General features: G+C 57.6%; 13 protein-coding genes. 8 read left to right on the top strand and 5 right to left on the bottom strand.

Annotated features, from left to right (window positions below; translation table 11 throughout):
• Positions 1 to 70: 70 nt before the first annotated feature.
• Positions 71 to 1,207, bottom strand: a complete 1,137-nt coding sequence (locus tag Poly24_RS09860) for a hypothetical protein (RefSeq protein ID WP_145094042.1) — start codon at positions 1,205 to 1,207, stop codon at positions 71 to 73.
• A gap of 192 nt (positions 1,208 to 1,399) precedes the next feature.
• Here Poly24_RS09860 and Poly24_RS09855 point away from each other — a divergent pair, with 192 nt between their 5' ends.
• From Poly24_RS09855 to pepF, 5 genes are all read left to right on the top strand, one after another.
• On the top strand, positions 1,400 to 2,359 hold the full coding sequence (locus tag Poly24_RS09855) for a hypothetical protein (protein ID WP_145094039.1): 960 nt from the start codon (positions 1,400 to 1,402) through the stop codon (positions 2,357 to 2,359).
• Positions 2,360 to 2,526: 167 nt separating this feature from the next.
• Positions 2,527 to 3,495 (top strand): UDP-glucuronic acid decarboxylase family protein, encoded by a 969-nt coding sequence (locus tag Poly24_RS09850; RefSeq protein ID WP_145094036.1) that lies wholly within the window; start codon positions 2,527 to 2,529, stop codon positions 3,493 to 3,495.
• Between the two features lie 114 nt (positions 3,496 to 3,609).
• Complete coding sequence (gene fba, locus Poly24_RS09845; RefSeq protein WP_145094034.1) at positions 3,610 to 4,620, top strand: class II fructose-bisphosphate aldolase; 1,011 nt, start codon at positions 3,610 to 3,612, stop codon at positions 4,618 to 4,620.
• Between the two features lie 593 nt (positions 4,621 to 5,213).
• Complete coding sequence (locus Poly24_RS09840; RefSeq protein ID WP_145094031.1) at positions 5,214 to 7,730, top strand: DNA gyrase subunit B; 2,517 nt, start codon at positions 5,214 to 5,216, stop codon at positions 7,728 to 7,730.
• Positions 7,731 to 7,944: 214 nt separating this feature from the next.
• Positions 7,945 to 9,744: an oligoendopeptidase F gene (gene pepF / locus Poly24_RS09835; protein WP_145094028.1), complete on the top strand. Its 1,800-nt coding sequence runs from the start codon at positions 7,945 to 7,947 to the stop codon at positions 9,742 to 9,744.
• A 457-nt stretch (positions 9,745 to 10,201) separates the two neighbouring features.
• On the opposite strand, the gene Poly24_RS09830 is transcribed toward pepF, so the two are convergent.
• Entirely contained in the window at positions 10,202 to 10,990 is a 789-nt protein-coding gene (locus tag Poly24_RS09830) for a PhzF family phenazine biosynthesis protein (RefSeq protein WP_145094025.1), read from the bottom strand.
• Between the two features lie 352 nt (positions 10,991 to 11,342).
• Here Poly24_RS09830 and ald point away from each other — a divergent pair, with 352 nt between their 5' ends.
• Entirely contained in the window at positions 11,343 to 12,449 is a 1,107-nt protein-coding gene (ald, locus tag Poly24_RS09825) for an alanine dehydrogenase (protein WP_145094022.1), read from the top strand.
• 21 nt (positions 12,450 to 12,470) lie between these two features.
• Here ald and Poly24_RS09820 read toward each other — a convergent pair whose 3' ends face one another.
• Both Poly24_RS09820 and Poly24_RS09815 read right to left on the bottom strand, forming a co-directional pair.
• Entirely contained in the window at positions 12,471 to 13,400 is a 930-nt protein-coding gene (locus Poly24_RS09820) for a CBS domain-containing protein (RefSeq protein WP_145094019.1), read from the bottom strand.
• Between the two features lie 283 nt (positions 13,401 to 13,683).
• Positions 13,684 to 14,658 carry a D-2-hydroxyacid dehydrogenase gene (locus Poly24_RS09815; protein WP_231753556.1) on the bottom strand — a complete coding sequence of 325 codons (975 nt, stop codon included), beginning with the start codon at positions 14,656 to 14,658 and terminating at the stop codon, positions 13,684 to 13,686.
• 173 nt (positions 14,659 to 14,831) lie between these two features.
• Here Poly24_RS09815 and Poly24_RS09810 point away from each other — a divergent pair, with 173 nt between their 5' ends.
• Together Poly24_RS09810 and Poly24_RS09805 are read left to right on the top strand one after the other, a co-directional pair.
• Complete coding sequence (locus Poly24_RS09810; protein ID WP_197452461.1) at positions 14,832 to 15,914, top strand: TIGR00266 family protein; 1,083 nt, start codon at positions 14,832 to 14,834, stop codon at positions 15,912 to 15,914.
• Positions 15,915 to 16,302: 388 nt separating this feature from the next.
• On the top strand, positions 16,303 to 17,145 hold the full coding sequence (locus tag Poly24_RS09805; RefSeq protein WP_145094013.1) for a GIY-YIG nuclease family protein: 843 nt from the start codon (positions 16,303 to 16,305) through the stop codon (positions 17,143 to 17,145).
• Positions 17,146 to 17,201: 56 nt separating this feature from the next.
• On the opposite strand, the gene Poly24_RS09800 is transcribed toward Poly24_RS09805, so the two are convergent.
• A complete protein-coding gene (locus tag Poly24_RS09800; RefSeq protein ID WP_145094010.1) occupies positions 17,202 to 17,732 on the bottom strand; it encodes a hypothetical protein in 531 nt (176 codons plus the stop codon).
• Positions 17,733 to 18,065 lie beyond the last annotated feature (333 nt).

Raw genomic sequence — 18,065 nt, 5'->3', positions numbered from 1 at the left:
TCGGTTGCGAGATTTGCAATCGCCGCGAAACACACGGTTGCCTCATCCACGGCGTCTCCGTCGATCGTCGCTACGCCGGATCCGTCGGCAGGTCGAGATCGGGCAACGGTTTGGCTGGCGGCTGTGGAGGCTCCCAAACCTCTTCGATGTCCTGATGATTGGCGTCGCGCCGCAGCAACAGATAGATCCCGGCGGAGAAGGCCCAAAACAGATTGAAGGCGATCGCTGTAGGCACGTGCTGGGCGATCGTTTGCACAGCAATCGGCAAATGGCTGTCGGCGGCCGCGGTCAGTCCAAACGCAGTGCTTGCCAAAGCGAGGCCGCTGGAAAAAATACCGCTCAAAAGATTGGCGATCACAATCGACAAAAGCCAGACCATCACAACATAGGCCGTAAATCGGAAGGGGCGTTGGATGATGTACTCAAACCCGCGGCTCGCCGCATCGAAGCCGTCGGCGTACGGTTCGACGACCACCGAACTCCACATCAGCGGAAACGAGATCAGCGATCCGAACATCAAAATGCCCGCAAGGATCAGGACGGGCAATCCTAACAGACCGCCGATCGTGGCGAGGATCGTTCCCACGGCAGGGATTCGGTCGACGAAGCCCAACAGCAGGAAGTAGGTCAGACAGAAAAGCATAAAGCCGAGCGTTAGCGCGAGTCCGGACAAAAAGCTTGGCGAACGTTTCACGACCAGCTTGAGGGAATCGGGCGTCGACATCCGCTCACGTCCGGCAACGTTCAGCGCCGCCGCACGGATGACAAAACCAGCGGGTAAAATCCAAACGGCAAACAGCCAAAACTGCTGCAGCAGGCGAAGCCCCACGACCAACGGGTCGTGTTGTTCGACCGCCAACTGGCGAAGCGGGCTGGTCAGATAGAGATGGACACCGGCGACCGATGGGCCGCGGACTTGCGAAAGTTCCGCCGGCAGCAGGTTCACGCTCCCGGTTAGAGGAACGCGAACAGGGATCGCCGCGCAATCGGGAAACGCTTCGTAGTTCCGTTGCTCGATCGTGCGTTCCAGGGCAAACGCCCCCCAAGATCCCGCGAACAAGGCTGCCAGCGCAAGGATCAAAGCCACAATCGACGTCGCCGATTGCAGACACTGCGCCAGGACCAACCAAGGCATCGCATCGCGCCAGTTCCGAAGCCGTTTCAGAAATCCTGGTTCGCTAAATTCATTTGATAAAATATCGGGCATCACATGCTCCAAAGGGAATCGCGACAGGGAATCTACCCGTTTTACCAACGTTTCGCAGCGCCACGGATCCATTGAAATTGGATATAATGCCAGACCGACCCAATTTCACGATTGCCTGGCATGGCCAACGGCGGCGACCTGTGCCATGATTTGCTGTCACAAGAACGCCCCGCATGATGCAGGAAAACTGTTGTGGCTTTGATTCGCCCATTCCAAAATAGTGATACGAACCGGCTGGCGGTTGCTTGGCGCGAGCATTGGCAGACGGTAGGTCCGATCGTTACAACGACCGCCGCGCAGTTGGAACAGGCGATTCTCGATAAGCCCTTTTTCGAGTTCGACCACATGCTGGTGATCGAAGAAGCGGGCCAACTTGTCGGATTTTCGCATCTGCAAACCGACCCCAGCGACGACCCTCCCGTCCGGGCTCGGATCGCCAGCTTTTGCATTGGACAATGTGAAGACCGGCATGCGTCGGGAACCGCGTTGCTGCAAGCGTCGATCGATCTCTCCGCGGCGGGCGGAATCCGAGACTTTGAAGTTGGCACGGTCCTGGGCGACCTGTCGGGCTTGGTCGGTTTGGAACCCTACTCGGGCGTGATTGGAATCCCCGACAGTGATCACTTGATGGTCGACCTGTTGACCACCGCCGGCTTCCTACCGCGCACGCCGATGATCGCGATGGAGTTGGATCTGACAACGTTCCGGGCGCCTGTCGATCGCGAATTATTACTGCTGCGGCGGATGGCAACGATCGACGAACGCCCGCTGCAACTGCCGACCGAGTGGCGTGCCGCGTGCGCTCATTCGCACTTCGACATCACCGAATTTGTCGTCTCCAACCGGACGGGCCAAGAACTGGCTTCGGCAACGTATTATTTGGCCGATCGCGACGCCCTGGTGATGGATCGCGGGCTTCTGTATCTGGCCAGCTTCATGAGCCTGACCGGGAATCCGTTGGACGTCGACCTCGCGGCGGAGGTGCGTTACGCGGTTGCCGGTTCGCTACCATCGATGGTTCAACGCCGTTTTCACACCGTGCGGGCGATCATCAATTCGGAAAAACCATCGTCCCCGGCGAGAGTCGATTTCCTAACCCGACTCGGGTTTCACCACGTGGCCGCCGGATCGGCGTACCATCGCACGCTTTAGTTCGACTGTCGTTAGCCCAACGTGCGTGGATTCCACGGGGACGACAGCCTGTACATGGGCTGATTTCGGAATACACTTAGCAATCCACGGCATGCCTGGTTGGCCGGTTATGTCTTCCCGGCATCCAAGGCCGGTTCGTCTTCATCTCCCAGCAGTAGAGCAACAAGATGCAACGTATTCTCGTCACCGGTGGTGCCGGCTTCCTTGGTTCGTTCATGTGTGAACGTTTGGTTGCCGAGGGGCACGACGTAATCTGTTTGGACAATTTTTTCACCAGTCAAAAGACCAATGTCGCCCACCTGCTGGGGAAACCAAACTTCGAACTGATCCGCCACGACATCACGTTGCCGATTTTCTTGGAGGTCGACCAGGTCTACAACATGGGCTGTCCGGCGGCTCCCGGGCACTACCAATACAACCCGATCAAAACGATGAAGACTTCCGTGATGGGAGCGATCAACATGCTGGGCTTGGCCAAACGCTGTGGCGCCCGAATTTTGCAAGCCAGCACCAGCGAGGTCTATGGCGATCCTGAAGAGCATCCGCAGACCGAATCGTATCGCGGCAACGTCAACCCGATCGGACCGCGTGCTTGTTACGACGAAGGCAAACGAGCGGCTGAGACGCTGTTCATGGATTACCATCGGATGAACAAAGTCGATGTCCGGATCGTGCGGATCTTCAACACCTATGGGCCGCGAATGCATCCTTATGATGGCCGCGTGGTCTCGAACTTCATCCGTCAAGCGTTGCAGAACGAAGACATCACGATCTTTGGCGACGGCCAACAGACCCGGTCGTTCTGCTTCCGCGACGACCTGGTCGACGCGATCATTCGGATGATGAACAACACCGACGGTTTTGTTGGGCCGGTGAACATCGGTAATCAAGGGGAATTCACGATCCGTGAATTGGCAGAACTCGTGATCGAATTGACCGGATCGAAATCGAAGCTGATCCAACAACCGTTGCCTGCCGATGATCCGACGCGCCGCAAACCCGACATCACGTTGGCCACAAAGCATCTGGGCTGGACCCCCACGACACCGCTTCGCGATGGCTTGGCGAAGACCATCGATTGGTTCCAATCGATCGACCTGAACGACTACCGGCCACCGACGCCAAACTACGTCTAAACGTCGGTGGCGGCACCCTTGCGTCGCAGCGATCCAACGGGATAATGCGGAGGATGAAACGAGCAGGTTGACTCGTCTTCCTTATTAAACCAATCTGAAACCGAGGATTTCCCGATGCCTCTCGTACCTCTTCGCGTCGTCCTGGATCATGCCGCCGAAAACAATTACGGCGTTGCAGCGTTCAATGTGAACAACATGGAACAGATTCAATCGATCATGGAAGCTGCTAACGAAACCGATTCGCCGGTTATCGTGCAAGCCTCTCGTGGCGCTCGCGCCTACTCGCAAGACAACTACCTGCGTCACCTGATGTTGGCTGCGGCTGAACTGTATCCGCACCTGCCAATCGTGATGCACCAAGATCACGGCAACAGCGTTGAGACGTGCATGAGCGCGATCGCAAACGGCTTCACCAGCGTGATGATGGACGGTTCGTTGGAAGAGGACGGCAAGACCCCCGCTTCTTATGAATACAACGTTAAGGTAACCGCCGAAGTCGTCAAACAGGCGCACGCCAAGGGCGTTTCGGTCGAAGGCGAACTCGGTTGCCTGGGATCGCTTGAGAGTGGCGAAGGCGAACAAGAAGACGGCCACGGTGCTGTCGGCGAATTGACCCACGATCAATTGTTGACCGACCCCGAAGAAGCCGAACGCTTCGTCGCTGAAACCAACGTCGATGCATTGGCTGTTGCGATCGGAACCAGCCACGGTGCTTACAAGTTCTCTCGCAAGCCCGATGGTGAAGTGTTGGCGATGAGCCGCATCGAAGAGATCCACCGTCGCCTGCCCAACACGCACTTGGTCATGCACGGCAGCAGCAGCGTCCCGCAAGAACTGCAAGACATCATCAACGCCTTTGGCGGCAAGATGAAGCAGACCTACGGCGTGCCTGTCGAAGAGATCCAACGCGGTATCAAGAGCGGTGTTCGCAAGATCAACGTCGACACCGACAACCGGATGGCAATCACCGGAGCGATCCGCAAAGTATTGCAAGAAGACCCATCGGCCTTCGATCCTCGCGCCTACCTGAAGCCATCGCGTGAGGCAATGAAAGAAGTTTGCGTAGCGCGAATGGTCGCTTTCGGCCAAGCCGGCAACGGATCGAAGCTTGGCAAGACCCTGTAAGCAAAAGGGCCATCGCAAGCCGCGTTGGGACAATCTTACCCCGCGGCGATCGTGATCCTCACGTTTCGGTGAAGCGGCTGGGCCGAACACCGAAACGAAGGAACCGATATCTGAACACCCACCGGAATGAATATAAGAGGGCGAGGCTGAGCCCGGAGGCTCAGCCCCGCCCGCACGGGGGTGAGAAAGCCGAATGCGAAGGACCGAGAAACGGCCACTCGCTGAATACCTGAAACCTATCTTCCACCTCGACTTGGGGTCGGAGGAATTCATTTTTTCAGGTTGCCGTGTCGGAATTTGCAGCGTTCCACCAACGGACTTTAACGGCTAGACGGCTTGTGCCACATCGCTCCGTCCCCGCGACGAAGCCAACCAGTGGTGACGTTTCCGCACTCCACCTCGCCGTCCTTCTTGGATGAAATCTTCAGGCTTTAGATGGGGCAATTTGCATTGTCACCATTTAGCCCCCGAATTCGACCTGATTCGCGTCGGAAAGGGACTCTCGGAGGGTTAGTGGCATCGTCATCGAGACGCGATTCTGATAGAATTCTGCCCTGTTATCGTTCTCTTTTCGGTCCCAACGCAGGAATTCAATGAGCGACGCCGCCCCGGAATCCGACGCAGCTTCACAACCCGTTCGACGCGAAGCCAATGCCGACTACAATTCGGCCGATCTGACGCACTTGTCGGATTTGGAGCACGTCCGCGAGCGGCCCAGTATGTACATCGGTGACACCACGGGGCGCGGCCTGCACCATTTGGTCTACGAAGTCGTCGACAATTCGATCGACGAAGTGATGGCCGGATTCGCGAAGCTTGTCTTGGTGACGGTCCACAACGATGGCTCGGTCACGGTGGAAGACGATGGCCGCGGTATCCCCGTCGCACGCCACGATCAATTGTCGGAAGAACTCGACCGAGAAGTCAGCACCCTCGAGGGGGTGATGACCGTCCTGAAATTCGGCGGCAAGTTCAAAGAAGGTGCCTACCAAACATCCGGCGGTTTGCACGGTGTGGGGGTCACGGTCGTGAACTTCCTGTCGCAGTGGTGCGAGGTGGAGGTTCATCGCGAAGGGATGACCTGGACTCAGAACTACGAGCGTGGCATCCCCCAAGGGCCCGTCCAAAAGGGACACGAGACAAAGAAGACGGGCACCAAGACGACGTTCAAACCCGATTCGCACATTTTTCAAACGACAAAGTTTAACTTCGATACGTTGAACAAACGCTTGCAAGAGCTGGCGTTCTTGAACAGCGGTGTGCGGATCAAATTCCTGGACGAACGCAACGGCGAAGAAGCGGACTTCTGTTACGAACGCGGTATCGTCGAATTTGTCGAACACTTGAACCGTGCCAGCGATGCCTTGCATCCCGAAGTGATGTCCTTCACCGGCCATCGCGACGATGTGGAATACGAAATCGCACTCCAATACTCGACCGAATTCACCGAAAACGTCCAGTCGTATGTGAACAACATCCATACGATTGAAGGCGGCACGCACGTCTCGGGCTTCCGCAGCGCGCTGACCCGAACACTGAATAACTACGGCAAAAAGGAAGGTCTCTTCAAAGGCATCGCGCCGACCGGAGACGATTTCCGCGAAGGTCTAACCGCCGTGATCAGCGTTCGTGTTTTGCATCCGCAATTCGAAGGCCAGACCAAAACGAAGCTGGGCAACAGCGAAGTCGAAGGGATCATCACCAACGGCATCGGCGAAAATCTAACGAAGTATTTGGAAGAGAATCCGAAGGTCGCCAAGACGATCGTCCGCAAGGGCTTGCTGGCCGCCGAAGCCCGCGAAGCGGCTCGCAAAGCGAAGGACTTGCTGAGAAAACGTAAAGATGCCCTCGGCGGCGGCGGCTTGCCCGGCAAGCTCCGCGACTGCATCAGCAAGAACATGGAAGAATGCGAGATCTACCTGGTGGAAGGTGATTCGGCCGGTGGATCGGCCGAAGGCGGGCGGATGCGTGACTTCCAAGCGATCCTGCCGCTTCGCGGTAAGATCATCAATGCCTACAAGAGTCGCGAAGACAAGGTGTTGGCGAACGAAGAAGTTCAGAGCATGATCCAGGCCTTCGGCACCGGCATCGGCGCCGACCAAGATCTGACCAAACGCCGCTACAACAAAATCGTCATCATGACCGATGCCGACGTGGATGGATCGCACATCCGTACCTTGTTGTTGTGTTTCTTTTATCGCCAGATGTACCAATTGGTTGCCAGCGGACACGTCTACTTGGCTCAACCGCCGCTGTTCCGCGTCGTCAAAGGGAAGCATCGCGAATACGTCCAGACCGATGAAGAAATGAAGCGTCAGCTGCTCGACCGCGGTCTTGCCGAAGGGGTTCTTGAAACCGAAGACGGCCGTCGCGTCGAAGGTGCCGAGATGCGGACGCTTTGCGAGACCTTGGCTGAATGCGAAGAGTCGATTGTCGCCTTGGAACGCCGTGGTATTAGCCTGCGAGCCCACTCGTTGCGGATGGACCCCGTGACAGGACGCTTGCCTCCGCTGCACTTGTTTATCGGTGGCGAGGAGCATTGGTTCCAGGACCAAACCGAGATGAGCGCGTTTATGGAAGCCAACAACGTCACGTTGGATGCGCCCGAAGAAATCGAAATTCCTTCGGTGAACGCAACGGGCGACGAGGTACCAGCGGCCGCTGCCGAAAACAAGCCGACCTTCGGACGACTTGTCGAATTGCACGAAGTCCGCACGATCAATTCCGCCCTGAAAGAGATCGCCCCGCTGAACTTCGGTATCGAAGACCTGATCCCGCAGGAACGAACCGGAGCGACCGAACCGCGGTTCAAACTGGTCCGCGATGAGAACGTCCGCGGCTTGGAAGACCTCCGCACACTGTTGGCCGAAGTTCGGGCCGCGGGTGAAAAAGGATTGACGCTGACACGCTTTAAAGGTCTGGGCGAAATGAACGCCGAAGAGCTTCGCGAAACGACGCTCGATCCGGCGAACCGAACGCTGATCAAGGTGAACCTAACAGATGCCGGTGCAGCCGATGAGATGTTCCGCCTGCTGATGGGCGACAAAGTCGAACCGCGTCGCGAGTTCATCGAAAAGCACGCCCTCGACGTCCGCAATCTGGACGTCTAGATCTTCGGCTTTGCCGCGGTTGGAACCAACGCACGCCTGCACCGATGCTTGTCGGCGCAGGCGGTTTGGCCTCTTGCTTTCAACCGATTCGTGGCGGTCCCTGCGGATTTGCCCTCCCCACAAACGCCCTCGCCGTTTCGCGAGCCGGGCGTTTTCGTAGAATGACGATCGCAAGTTCACTCGATTTCACCACGTACAACGGATTTCCAAACTGATGAGCGTTGAGATGCTTCCCAATCGTGACCAAGTTGCAACCGAAGACACCTGGGATTTGCAGCGTTTATACGCCGATGATGCGAGCTGGGAAGTCGATTTCAAGCGGTTCGACGCACGGATGCCCGAATACGAATCGCATCGTGGACGCTTGGCAGAATCCGCGGCCGTGCTGGCGGAAGTGCTGCGTTTCGATAGCGAGATGGACCGGCTGGCCGAACGTCTGGGAACCTACGCTTTTCTAAAGACGACCGAAGACCAAACCAACGGCCAGTATCAAGCGATGCAGGCCCGCTTCCAGAACTTGGCCGTCCGTGCCAGCCAAGCCTCCAGCTGGATGCGGCCTGAATTGCTGGCGATTCCCGACGATCGGATTCAAGAGTTCATCGCTTCGGAAGAGCTGGCACCCTTCCGTCGCCAACTGGAACAAACGCTCCGCTACAAACCACACACATTGTCCGATGGCGAAGAGCGACTGTTGGCGATGCAAGGCGAAATGGCTGGCGCTGCGGGGAACGCGTTCCGCCAACTGCACGACGCCGATCTCAAGTTTGGCACGATCACGGATCACACCGGTCGCGAGCTGGAACTTTCCAACGCCACCTTCGGACAGTTGATGGTCAGTCCTGACCGCAGCGTTCGCAAGCAAGCTTTTGAACAATATTATGAGCAGTTCGAAGGACACAAACACGCCCTCGCCGCGACGCTGGTCGGCAGCATCCACCGCGACGTTTACTACGCTCGGGCTCGAAATTACGACAGCGCGCTGACCAGTTCGCTCTTCCCCGACAACGTCCCGCAAACGGTCTACGACAACCTGATCACCGCCGTTCGCGAATCGCTCCCGAGCGTCCATCGCTACTTCGACGTCCGCCGTCGCAAGATGGGACTCGATGACATCCATCAATACGACACCTACGTACCGGTCCTCGATTCGATCAAGAAGCATCACACCTGGGACCAAGCGGTCGAGGTGGTTCTCGAATCGTTGAAGCCGCTGGGCGACGAATACTGCACGACCTTAGGCAAGGGACTCCGCGGACGATGGAGCGATCGTTATCCCAACCGTGGCAAGCAGAGCGGTGCGTTCAGCTGTGGCAGCTACGACGGCGATCCCTACATCATGATGAACTACAAAGAGGAAGTGCTGAACGATGTCTTCACGCTGACTCACGAAGCCGGGCACTCGATGCACAGCTGGTATTCGTCAAAACATCAGCCATACGAATATTACAACTACACGATCTTCGTCGCCGAAGTCGCCAGCACGTTCAACGAACAATTATTGACCGAACACCTGTTGTCGATCGCCGACAGCGATCAAGAGCGTGCTTACCTGATCAACCAAGAGATCGACAGCATCCGCGCCACGATCGTGCGGCAGACGATGTTTGCCGAGTTCGAAAAGAAGACTCACGAGATGGCCGAAGCGGGCGAACCGTTGACGGTGCAAACGTTCAAGGAAGTCTATCGCGGATTGTTGAACGACTACTTCGGTCCCGACTTTGCGATCGATGAACAACTGGAACTCGAGTGCTTCCGGATCCCTCACTTTTACCGCGCGTTTTACGTCTACAAGTACGCGACCGGATTAAGCGCCGCGATCGCCCTGTCGCAGCGCGTGCTGAGCGGCGGCGCGAGCGAGCTGAACGATTACTTGAGCTTCCTGAAAGGAGGCTGCAGCCAAGACCCGTTGGATCTGCTGAAGTCCGCCGGTGTCGATATGACCCAACCGAGCCCGGTCGCCACCGCGTTGCAGCGGTTCAATTCGCTAGTCGATCAACTCGACGAGCTGCTGTAACCGAGCGCCGCACGCGCTGGAGTCAAGGCTTCAGCCGACCAGACGCAAATATCAAGCGCGCGCTGGAGTCGAGGCTTCAGCCGACCAAGCGCAAATTTCAAGCGCGCGCTGGAATCAAGGCTTCAGCCGACCAAGCGAAAATATCAAGCGCGCGCTGGAGTCGAGGCTTCAGACGACCAAGCGCAAATATCAAGCGCACGTTGGAGTCGAGGCTTCAGCCGACCAATCGCAAATATCAAGCGCACGCTGGAGTCAAGGCTTCAGCCGACCAAGCGCAAATTTCAAGCGCACGCTGGAGTCGAGGCTTCAGCCGACCAAGCGCAAATTTCAAGCGCAAATTTCAAGCGCACATTGGAATCAAGGCTTCAGCCGACCAGACGTTCTTCTACCCGTGCGCGTATTCGGCTGAAGCCTGCGACTCCAGCGCAGGGCGTTGCCGCCACGGTTAAACGATTCATCAAACCAACTCGCCTCGCAAAACGGTCACCGCAGCGCCCGAGAGCAGGATCCGGTCGCCCGCGATCTGCGTTTTCACGACGCCACCGCGCGACGAGGCTTGGTAGCCGAGCATCTCCGTCTTCCCAAGCTGCGGTCCCCAATAGGGCGCAAGACAACAGTGCGCCGATCCGGTCACGGGATCTTCGTCGATGCCGACGGCGGGACCGAAGAAACGTGAGACAAAATCGAATTCAGGCGATTCGCTGCGGCAGGTCACGATGACGCCTCGCGTGGCGATCTTTGCCAATCGGCTGAAATCGGGCTGCAGCGCACGCAGCGTCGCTTCGGATTCGATCACGACCAAGCTGTCGAACTTCGTCTTGCCCACAAAGACCGGATCGACTTGTAGTGCGTCGATCAAACCGGCTGGCGGATCGCATGCGTGAGCTCGCGTGGCGGGGAAATCGAGCTGGATCAACGCCCCGCGACGCGTTGCCGTCAGCTGTCCGCTGCGCGTTTGAAAACGAAGCGTTTCGTTTGTAGAGATCCCTGCTTCGGTCCAGAGTGCGTGCGCGGCGGCCAAAGTGGCGTGGCCACACAGATCGACTTCGACCTCCGGCGTGAACCAACGCAACTCGTAACCGACGTCGATCGGTCGGACAAACGCCGTTTCCGAAAGGTTCATCTCCGACGCAACATCCTGCATCCAATCCACCTCGTGCTGCGCTTCCAATAAGCAAACCGCAGCAGGGTTTCCGGCAAACGGCCGATCGGTAAACGCATCGATTTGAAGGATTCGGATCGACATGCCAACGGGTCCCTAAAGATTGAGTTGCCTGTTTATAAAACGAATACGATCGGTACCGCCGTGGGTCTCGCCGATCGTTGACGCGCGTGATCGATCGTCAAAAGGCAACCACACCCCAACCGTCCTGTTGACGCTGTAGACAAGTCGCCGAGATCGAAGGTTCGCATACCATCGAATTTCGATTGACGGGGCCGGCAGCGACGCGTGCCGATTCACGCTTCAATGGATATGATGATAACAAAGCAAGTCCAGTGCGACTCGCAGAACGCGAAGCGGATGTTTGTTGTCGGGGCTTACCTTCGACCGCATGGCCCCGCATCCGATGTGCAAACCATTGACGAAGGAATGACAAATGATTGTTGGAGTGCCTGCGGAGACCAAGTCGGATGAATATCGTGTGTCGATGCTGCCGGTCGGCGTCGAAGAGCTCACTCGACGCGGACACACCGTGGTCATGCAGGCCGGCGCCGGGCTGGGATCGGGGCTGTTCGACCATGACTACTTAAAAGCGGGTGCCGAACTTGTCGCGACGGCCAAAGAGGTCTTCGATCGGGCGGATCTAATCATCAAAGTCAAAGAGCCGCTGGAACCGGAATGGCCGCTGATTCGCGAGGGGCAAACGCTGTTCACTTACTTCCACTTTGCTGCCAGTCAAACGTTGACCGAAGCGATGATCCAAGCCGGGGCCAACTGCCTCGCCTACGAAACGCTTCGCGATCAGAACGGCCGCTTGTCGCTTCTGACGCCGATGAGCGAAGTGGCGGGACGGATGAGCGTCCAAGAGGGAGCGAAGTATTTGGAGAAGCCACAGATGGGACGCGGCATCTTGTTGGGAGGCGTTCCCGGAGTCGCTCCGGCACACATCACTGTCTTGGGTGGCGGGATTGTTGGAGCCAATGCCGCTCGGATCGCGGCAGGTTTTCAAGCCGATGTGGCGATCTTGGATGTCAGCTTGGATCGCTTGCGATATCTCGACGACGTGATGCCCGCCAACGTGAACGTCTTGTTCAGCGATCGGCATACGATTCAGGAGCAGCTGAAGCGAGCGGATCTCGTGATCGGAGCGGTCTTGATTCCCGGCGCTAAAGCGCCGCATCTGGTTCACGCCGAAGACCTGCGGATCATGAAACCGGGCAGCGTGATCATCGACGTCGCCGTCGATCAGGGCGGTTGCGTCGAAACCAGTCGACCGACGACGCACAAGGAACCAACCTTTATCGTCGACGAAGTCGTCCACTACTGCGTAACCAACATGCCAGGAGCGGTGGGGCGCACGAGCACCTTTGCGTTGTGCAACGCCACACTGCCATGGGTCCTGGCGTTAGCAGACAAAGGAACCGAGGCGGCGGTTCGCGAGATCGAACCGATCCGCCACGCAGCCAACATCCTCGGCGGTGCGGTCACGAACCTAGCGGTCGCCAGCACGTTCGATCTGGCCTATACCAATCTTCATGGATGATCCAACCGATCCGATGGGTCGCTATCCAAAACGGGGAAACTCCCCTCCCAGTGCGCTCAGATAAAGCGAGGTGCCATGTGGTTCGGCAGGGACCTGCTTTGTTTCATCCATGACAGCCTGCAGTACATCGCGGCGGCTGATCTGGCCCACCAAGCGTCCATTTTCAACGACGGGCAATCGCCGGTAGGGGGTGCTGAGAAACAACCCCAAGATCGACAGCAAGTCCAAATCGGGGCCGATCGTATTGGCCGTTTTGTCAGCGAACGAGAGGACGTTGTAGTCGACATCACGCATGGGGTCGGGATGGGGATGGTCCGACAGTTGCCCAATCCATCGAGCGATCTTCGGTTGCTTGATCACGTCGCGGCGCGACACCTGTCCCACAACCTGTCCTCCACGCAGCACCGGCAAGCGGCGGAAATCGGTCTTCACAAACGTCTCGACGATCTGCGTCAACGGCGTCGATTCCTCAACGACCCGGCCGCGGTCGCGATCGGCAAAGCGGCCGATCTGAGTCGATGGCAAGTTATCGAAGACCGATTGAATCAGCACGCTGACACTCGTCTTCTCCGAAAAGATTCCGACGAACTGTTCGTTGCGATTGAGAACGGGAGCCCCTGAAACACGGTGGGATAACAATTGTTCGATTCCATCGAAGACATCGTCCTCTTCGTGCAGCGTCAGCAAGCGAGTCGCCATCGCATCGCTGGCAACCAGCGGCGTTAACGCCGACGGATCACAAAGCGAGGGACAGTCTTGCACGATCCGCAAACAACACTTCTCCGAAAACATTCCCAGATAGGTTCCGTCCGCTTCAACGATCGGTAGCCCCGACACGCAGCGGCGAACCAACATCGCGACGGCTTCGGAAAAATGCACCGAAGGGCCAACCGTGGTCAGCCGAGTTTGCATCACCTCTTTAGCACAAGTGGTTTTGGGCACGAGAAACATAGCGTCAAACTCCTCTGCGAAGACAAGAAACCCCAACCACGAACGTAGCGAAGATGGCGAGAGCCGGTCAAACAAAAAAGAGGGTGTTTGTCGAGGATTGCTTGTGATACTTATCGCAAGACTTCGCCAGCTGAGCAGGGCAGGCCCAAACGCTGGAGTCGCGGCGTCAGCCGATCGATCCTTGCCGCACCAGGCCCGCTGAGAAAACACTCGCCACGGTCGGCGAGAGCCTCGACTCCAGCACGCGCCGCGATTTAGCAGTGGCAAAACGATGCGGCTCGGCTTATCCGTGCCAGACGACTTCGGGGCTCGGGAAACCGAGCTGCTTGTCGACGGTGTTGTACAGCGACTTGCCGGCTTGGAAGCGGCGTAGGTTCTCGCAAACCATAACCGTTGTGTCGTCGACACGCCAGCGGCTTTGCGCACCGACATGGGGCGTGATGATTACGTTCTCACGATCCCACAACGGACTCTCGTCAGGCAGCGGTTCGACTTCCGTTACGTCGACGCCCGCACCGCGCAAGTGACCACTGTCCAAGGCGTCGACCAACGCCGATTCGACGACAACTTGTCCGCGGGCAACGTTGATGAAGTAACTGCCCGGCCGCATTTTGGCGAAACGATCGGCATCGAACATCCCGCGAGTTTGTGCGTTTAATGGCAGTGCCAAGATCGCGATATCGACCTCGGCCAACATCTCGTCGACCGCATCGGCTGGCAACAAACGATCAACTTCTGCAGGTGGGTCGAACGAAAAATAGTCGGTCGCAACGATCGAGACATCAAACGGTTTCAAGACCTTCGCGATCCGTCGACCGTTTCCACCAAGACCGACGATTCCGATCTTTTTTTGACGAAGATCGTCGGTCGGCAAACGAATGAATTCGTGACGTGCATTGGCTCGCGTAAAACGGCCTTGGCTTCGCAGTAAATCCAGCAGCAAGGTCATCGTTTGTTCGGCAACTTGTGGAGCGAACAAACCGCTGGCACTACTGACCACGATCTCCGAATCGATCACTCCCGGAACCAAACAATGATCCAGCCCCGCCGCCGACGACTGAATCCAACGCAATCGATTCGCCTTCAGCACACGCTCCCAATCGACAGGCACCTTAGCGTGCCCGATGAAGATGTCGGCGGTTGGCAGCAGTTCGTCGATCCGTTCCTGCCCGGCGTCAACGACTTCGCAATCGGGAGCGGCAGCTTGAATCTGTGCGATATGATGCGGTTCGACGGGATAACACAATACGATGCGCACGAGAGACGTTCCTGTTTTCCGAGAGCTTTTCAATGACCTTGGCCAGACAGGCTGTCCGACCGCCTGGCGCGTTGTAAACTGCGGACAGATCATACCATCGCGACGAAAACGTGACGATATCCTGCGTTGCGACTTTCGATTTCCTCGTTTTCCTCCGTGCAAGGAGCCCACCGATGAGCAACCTGAACGTTCGCTGCCCGCAATGTGGCAAACAATATACCGCTCCACCCAACCTGGCCGGACGCACCATCCGCTGCAAAGCCTGCGGGGCGTCGTTTGCGATTCCCATCGAGGAAGATTTGATCAGTGCCGAGATCATCGACGTCCCGTTTGAAACGCATCCCCCCGCGACCGGAGCGCTCTCGGTTCCGCCGCTGCCATCGCAAAGCGGCGGCAATGCGTCGGGCATGCCGGGCGGTGGGCACCAATCGACTTCATACGCCGGGACCAGCAGCCCTGTCTATGCCGACGAGATCGACTACGAAATCTTTGGCACCGAATCGCAGTACGTGGAGATCACTCTGGATCCTGGTGAGACCGTGATCGCGGAAGCTGGAGCGATGATGTACATGGATCAAGGGATCGAAATGCAAACCGTTTTCGGCGATCCTTCACAATCGGGGGGCGGTTTTTGGGCGAAAGCAATGAGCGCCGGAAAGCGAGCGTTGACGGGCGAGTCGCTGTTCATGACAACCTTCACCCACCGCGGACACGGCCGCGCGAAGGTTGCCTTCGGATCGCCTTATCCGGGCCGAATGCTTCCGCTGCATCTGGACGAGTTGGGAGGGGAGATCATCTTGCAAAAAGATGCTTTCCTGTGTGGTGCCAAGGGGATCAAAGTCGACATCGCGTTCCAGAAAAAGATTGGCGTCGGTCTGTTCGGCGGCGAGGGCTTCATCATGCAACGCTTGCGTGGCGACGGGATCGCGATCGCACACGCTGGCGGCACGATGCTGCACCGCGTGTTGGCTCCCAACGAACAAGTGAGGATGGATACCGGTTGCCTGATGGGACTCGGCCCCAGCGTCCGCTACGACGTGCAGATGGTCGGCGGCATCAAGAACACGATCTTCGGTGGCGAGGGATTGTTCCTGGCGACCCTGACCGGGCCGGGGCCGGTCTGGATGCAATCGTTGCCCTTCTCCCGATTGGCGGGCCGCGTGATCGCGTGCGCCCCTGGCGTTGGAAGCACCAGCAAGGGCGAAGGCTCTCTGTTGGGGGGACTCGGAGATATGTTGATGGGCGATAACAACTGACCTCCCAGACAACAAAGTGTCGCCGTTTCCTAATGATACGGCGGGGCAGATAGGGTGCAAGTACCGCTGCCGACGCTGTTTCGCGGCGTGCTGTCGATACAAATTCAGCAACGCGACCGCTCCGCTTGCATGGCAACGCGTTGGTGGAAGGTCGCTAGGACAAAAAAAAGAATTGAGAAACGGTTCCTGTCGCCAACGTTTTATCTGGCTATCCAAGCAGGTTTTCGCATTCCTCTTGACGCTCCGCCACGAACATCCCCACAAAGCATTCGGTTCCTCGACGGCCAATGACGCGATATAGGTAGAACCATGACGAACGTGTAGCACCAAGGATGCTGGCGAACGGCTGTTTGGCTTGCCGCCGCCTCCTTTGACCGGAGATGCAACCGTGCGAAACCTGACTGCCTCGCTGCTGCTGTTCTGCCTACCAGCCATCGCCGTCGCACAGACGCCGTCGGAACTATCGACGATCGTCATCGATGCGTTTGCCAAGTCGAGCGACGGATGGAGTAGTGACGAAGTGCTTCTGGACGACGCGCGGCGCGCGCGGTTCTTGGCCGCGGTTCGCACGCATCGGCCGGATGCCGATGAAACGACATGCAATCTCATGTTGCTGAAGCTGCGTAAGTCGGGCAAATTGACCGTCAAAGCGACTCGGCGTGGCAAGCCAGCCGACGACCGTGTACTGCCAATTGCGGAGATCGCGGCGCGGACCATCATGGAGAAGTTCGACATCGCGACCGACACCATGATCGCCGATCCAATGTTGAGGCAGGCTTTTGATGCCGCAGCCCTAACGGTCGACTCCGACGTATCGTTGTACGACGTTCGCAAAGCCGCCTTTCAATTGAGGAAGTCGCGACGGCTGAAACCAGAGCTCGTCTTGCGTGTCGCCGACTGGGAAAAAGAGGTCGTCGTCAAACCGTTAGCGGAGGTCCGCGCTGACCTGAAAGTCGTACCGACACTGCCGGGCGTCTATCTGTTCCGCGACCAAACCGGATACATCTACATCGGCGAAGCGGCAAACCTGCGCGTTCGGTTGACGCAGCACCTCACCGATTCCGATCGCCGCAGCTTAGCTGACTACATCCAGCAGACCGCCGTTGAGGGACTGTCGATCGAATGGCACGCATTTCCGAAGACCTCCCCAGCCAGACAAGTTGCGGTGCGGAGAGCTTATGAAAGCGAACTGATCCGCAGCCGCAATCCGCGACTGAACGTGCGTCCCTAACGCTGCAGCGAAAGTAATTCGATCCTATAACCAAGTTCCGAATGGCCAAGGAAATGCTATCGCGTCTGCGATGTCGGCGTCACCAGTTGGGGCAGTGTTTGCGGCAGTTGACTGGTCTGAGCGTCGGGACTGGGGCGAAGCCCTTTAAACAGTTCGTCCGGTGGCGTCAGCCCGCCGCGATGTCTGACGGGGACCGAATCGTGGACCCCAACCGCCGCTTGGCCCAAGGAGGTTTTAGCGTGGCCAAGACGTTGTTCGAGACCGTCGACCGTGCGGGCCAAGCCAAGCATCGTTGGAGATTGGCTGCGCGTCGCTTGCTCGCTGATCTGTTGCTGCAGCATCGCGAGCTGTTCTTTGACGTAGTCGACTTCCGACGCGGCATCGGAGGTCTGCTGGTTCGCCGCTTCGATTGCATCGACGTCGAATTCAAGCCCAGCGACCGATGAAATCCCGGCCCGTTCTAAGATGCTGTGAAACGATGTCGGCGCGACCAACAACAACACGATCGCTCCCACGATAGCGACTTCTCGGACCGCCGCGCATCCATCGCGCAGCTCGGCCCACATTCCATTTTTTTCTTTCGACATCGGTCTCACCTCTTGCTCGGATTTTCCGCAGCGAGATGTATTCGATCCCCGACATCTCTGCGGTTTCACAACCGATTGAGATTTTCGTCAAATGAAACCGTTCGCGTCCAGATCGCTTTTTCTGAAGCCCCGCTAGCAACCCTGGAGCGTCCGCCAAGCAAACTTCACCTTCTCCAAACGCCGCTTGAAAGGGAGGGGGAAGCGAGGTCATTATTTGTACGCCGAAAACCACGGCGACAAAAGAACCTGAAGACCGGACAACCTGGTTCGTTGGGCGGGTGGAGTGCTTCGTCGCAATCGACCGGCTTCACCCTCGTAAAGCGAAGTTTGCGG

Origin of the sequence: Rosistilla carotiformis, from assembly GCF_007753095.1 — a bacterium.
Classification (GTDB): domain Bacteria; phylum Planctomycetota; class Planctomycetia; order Pirellulales; family Pirellulaceae; genus Rosistilla; species Rosistilla carotiformis.
This window is presented reverse-complemented; position numbering and strand designations above follow the sequence as displayed.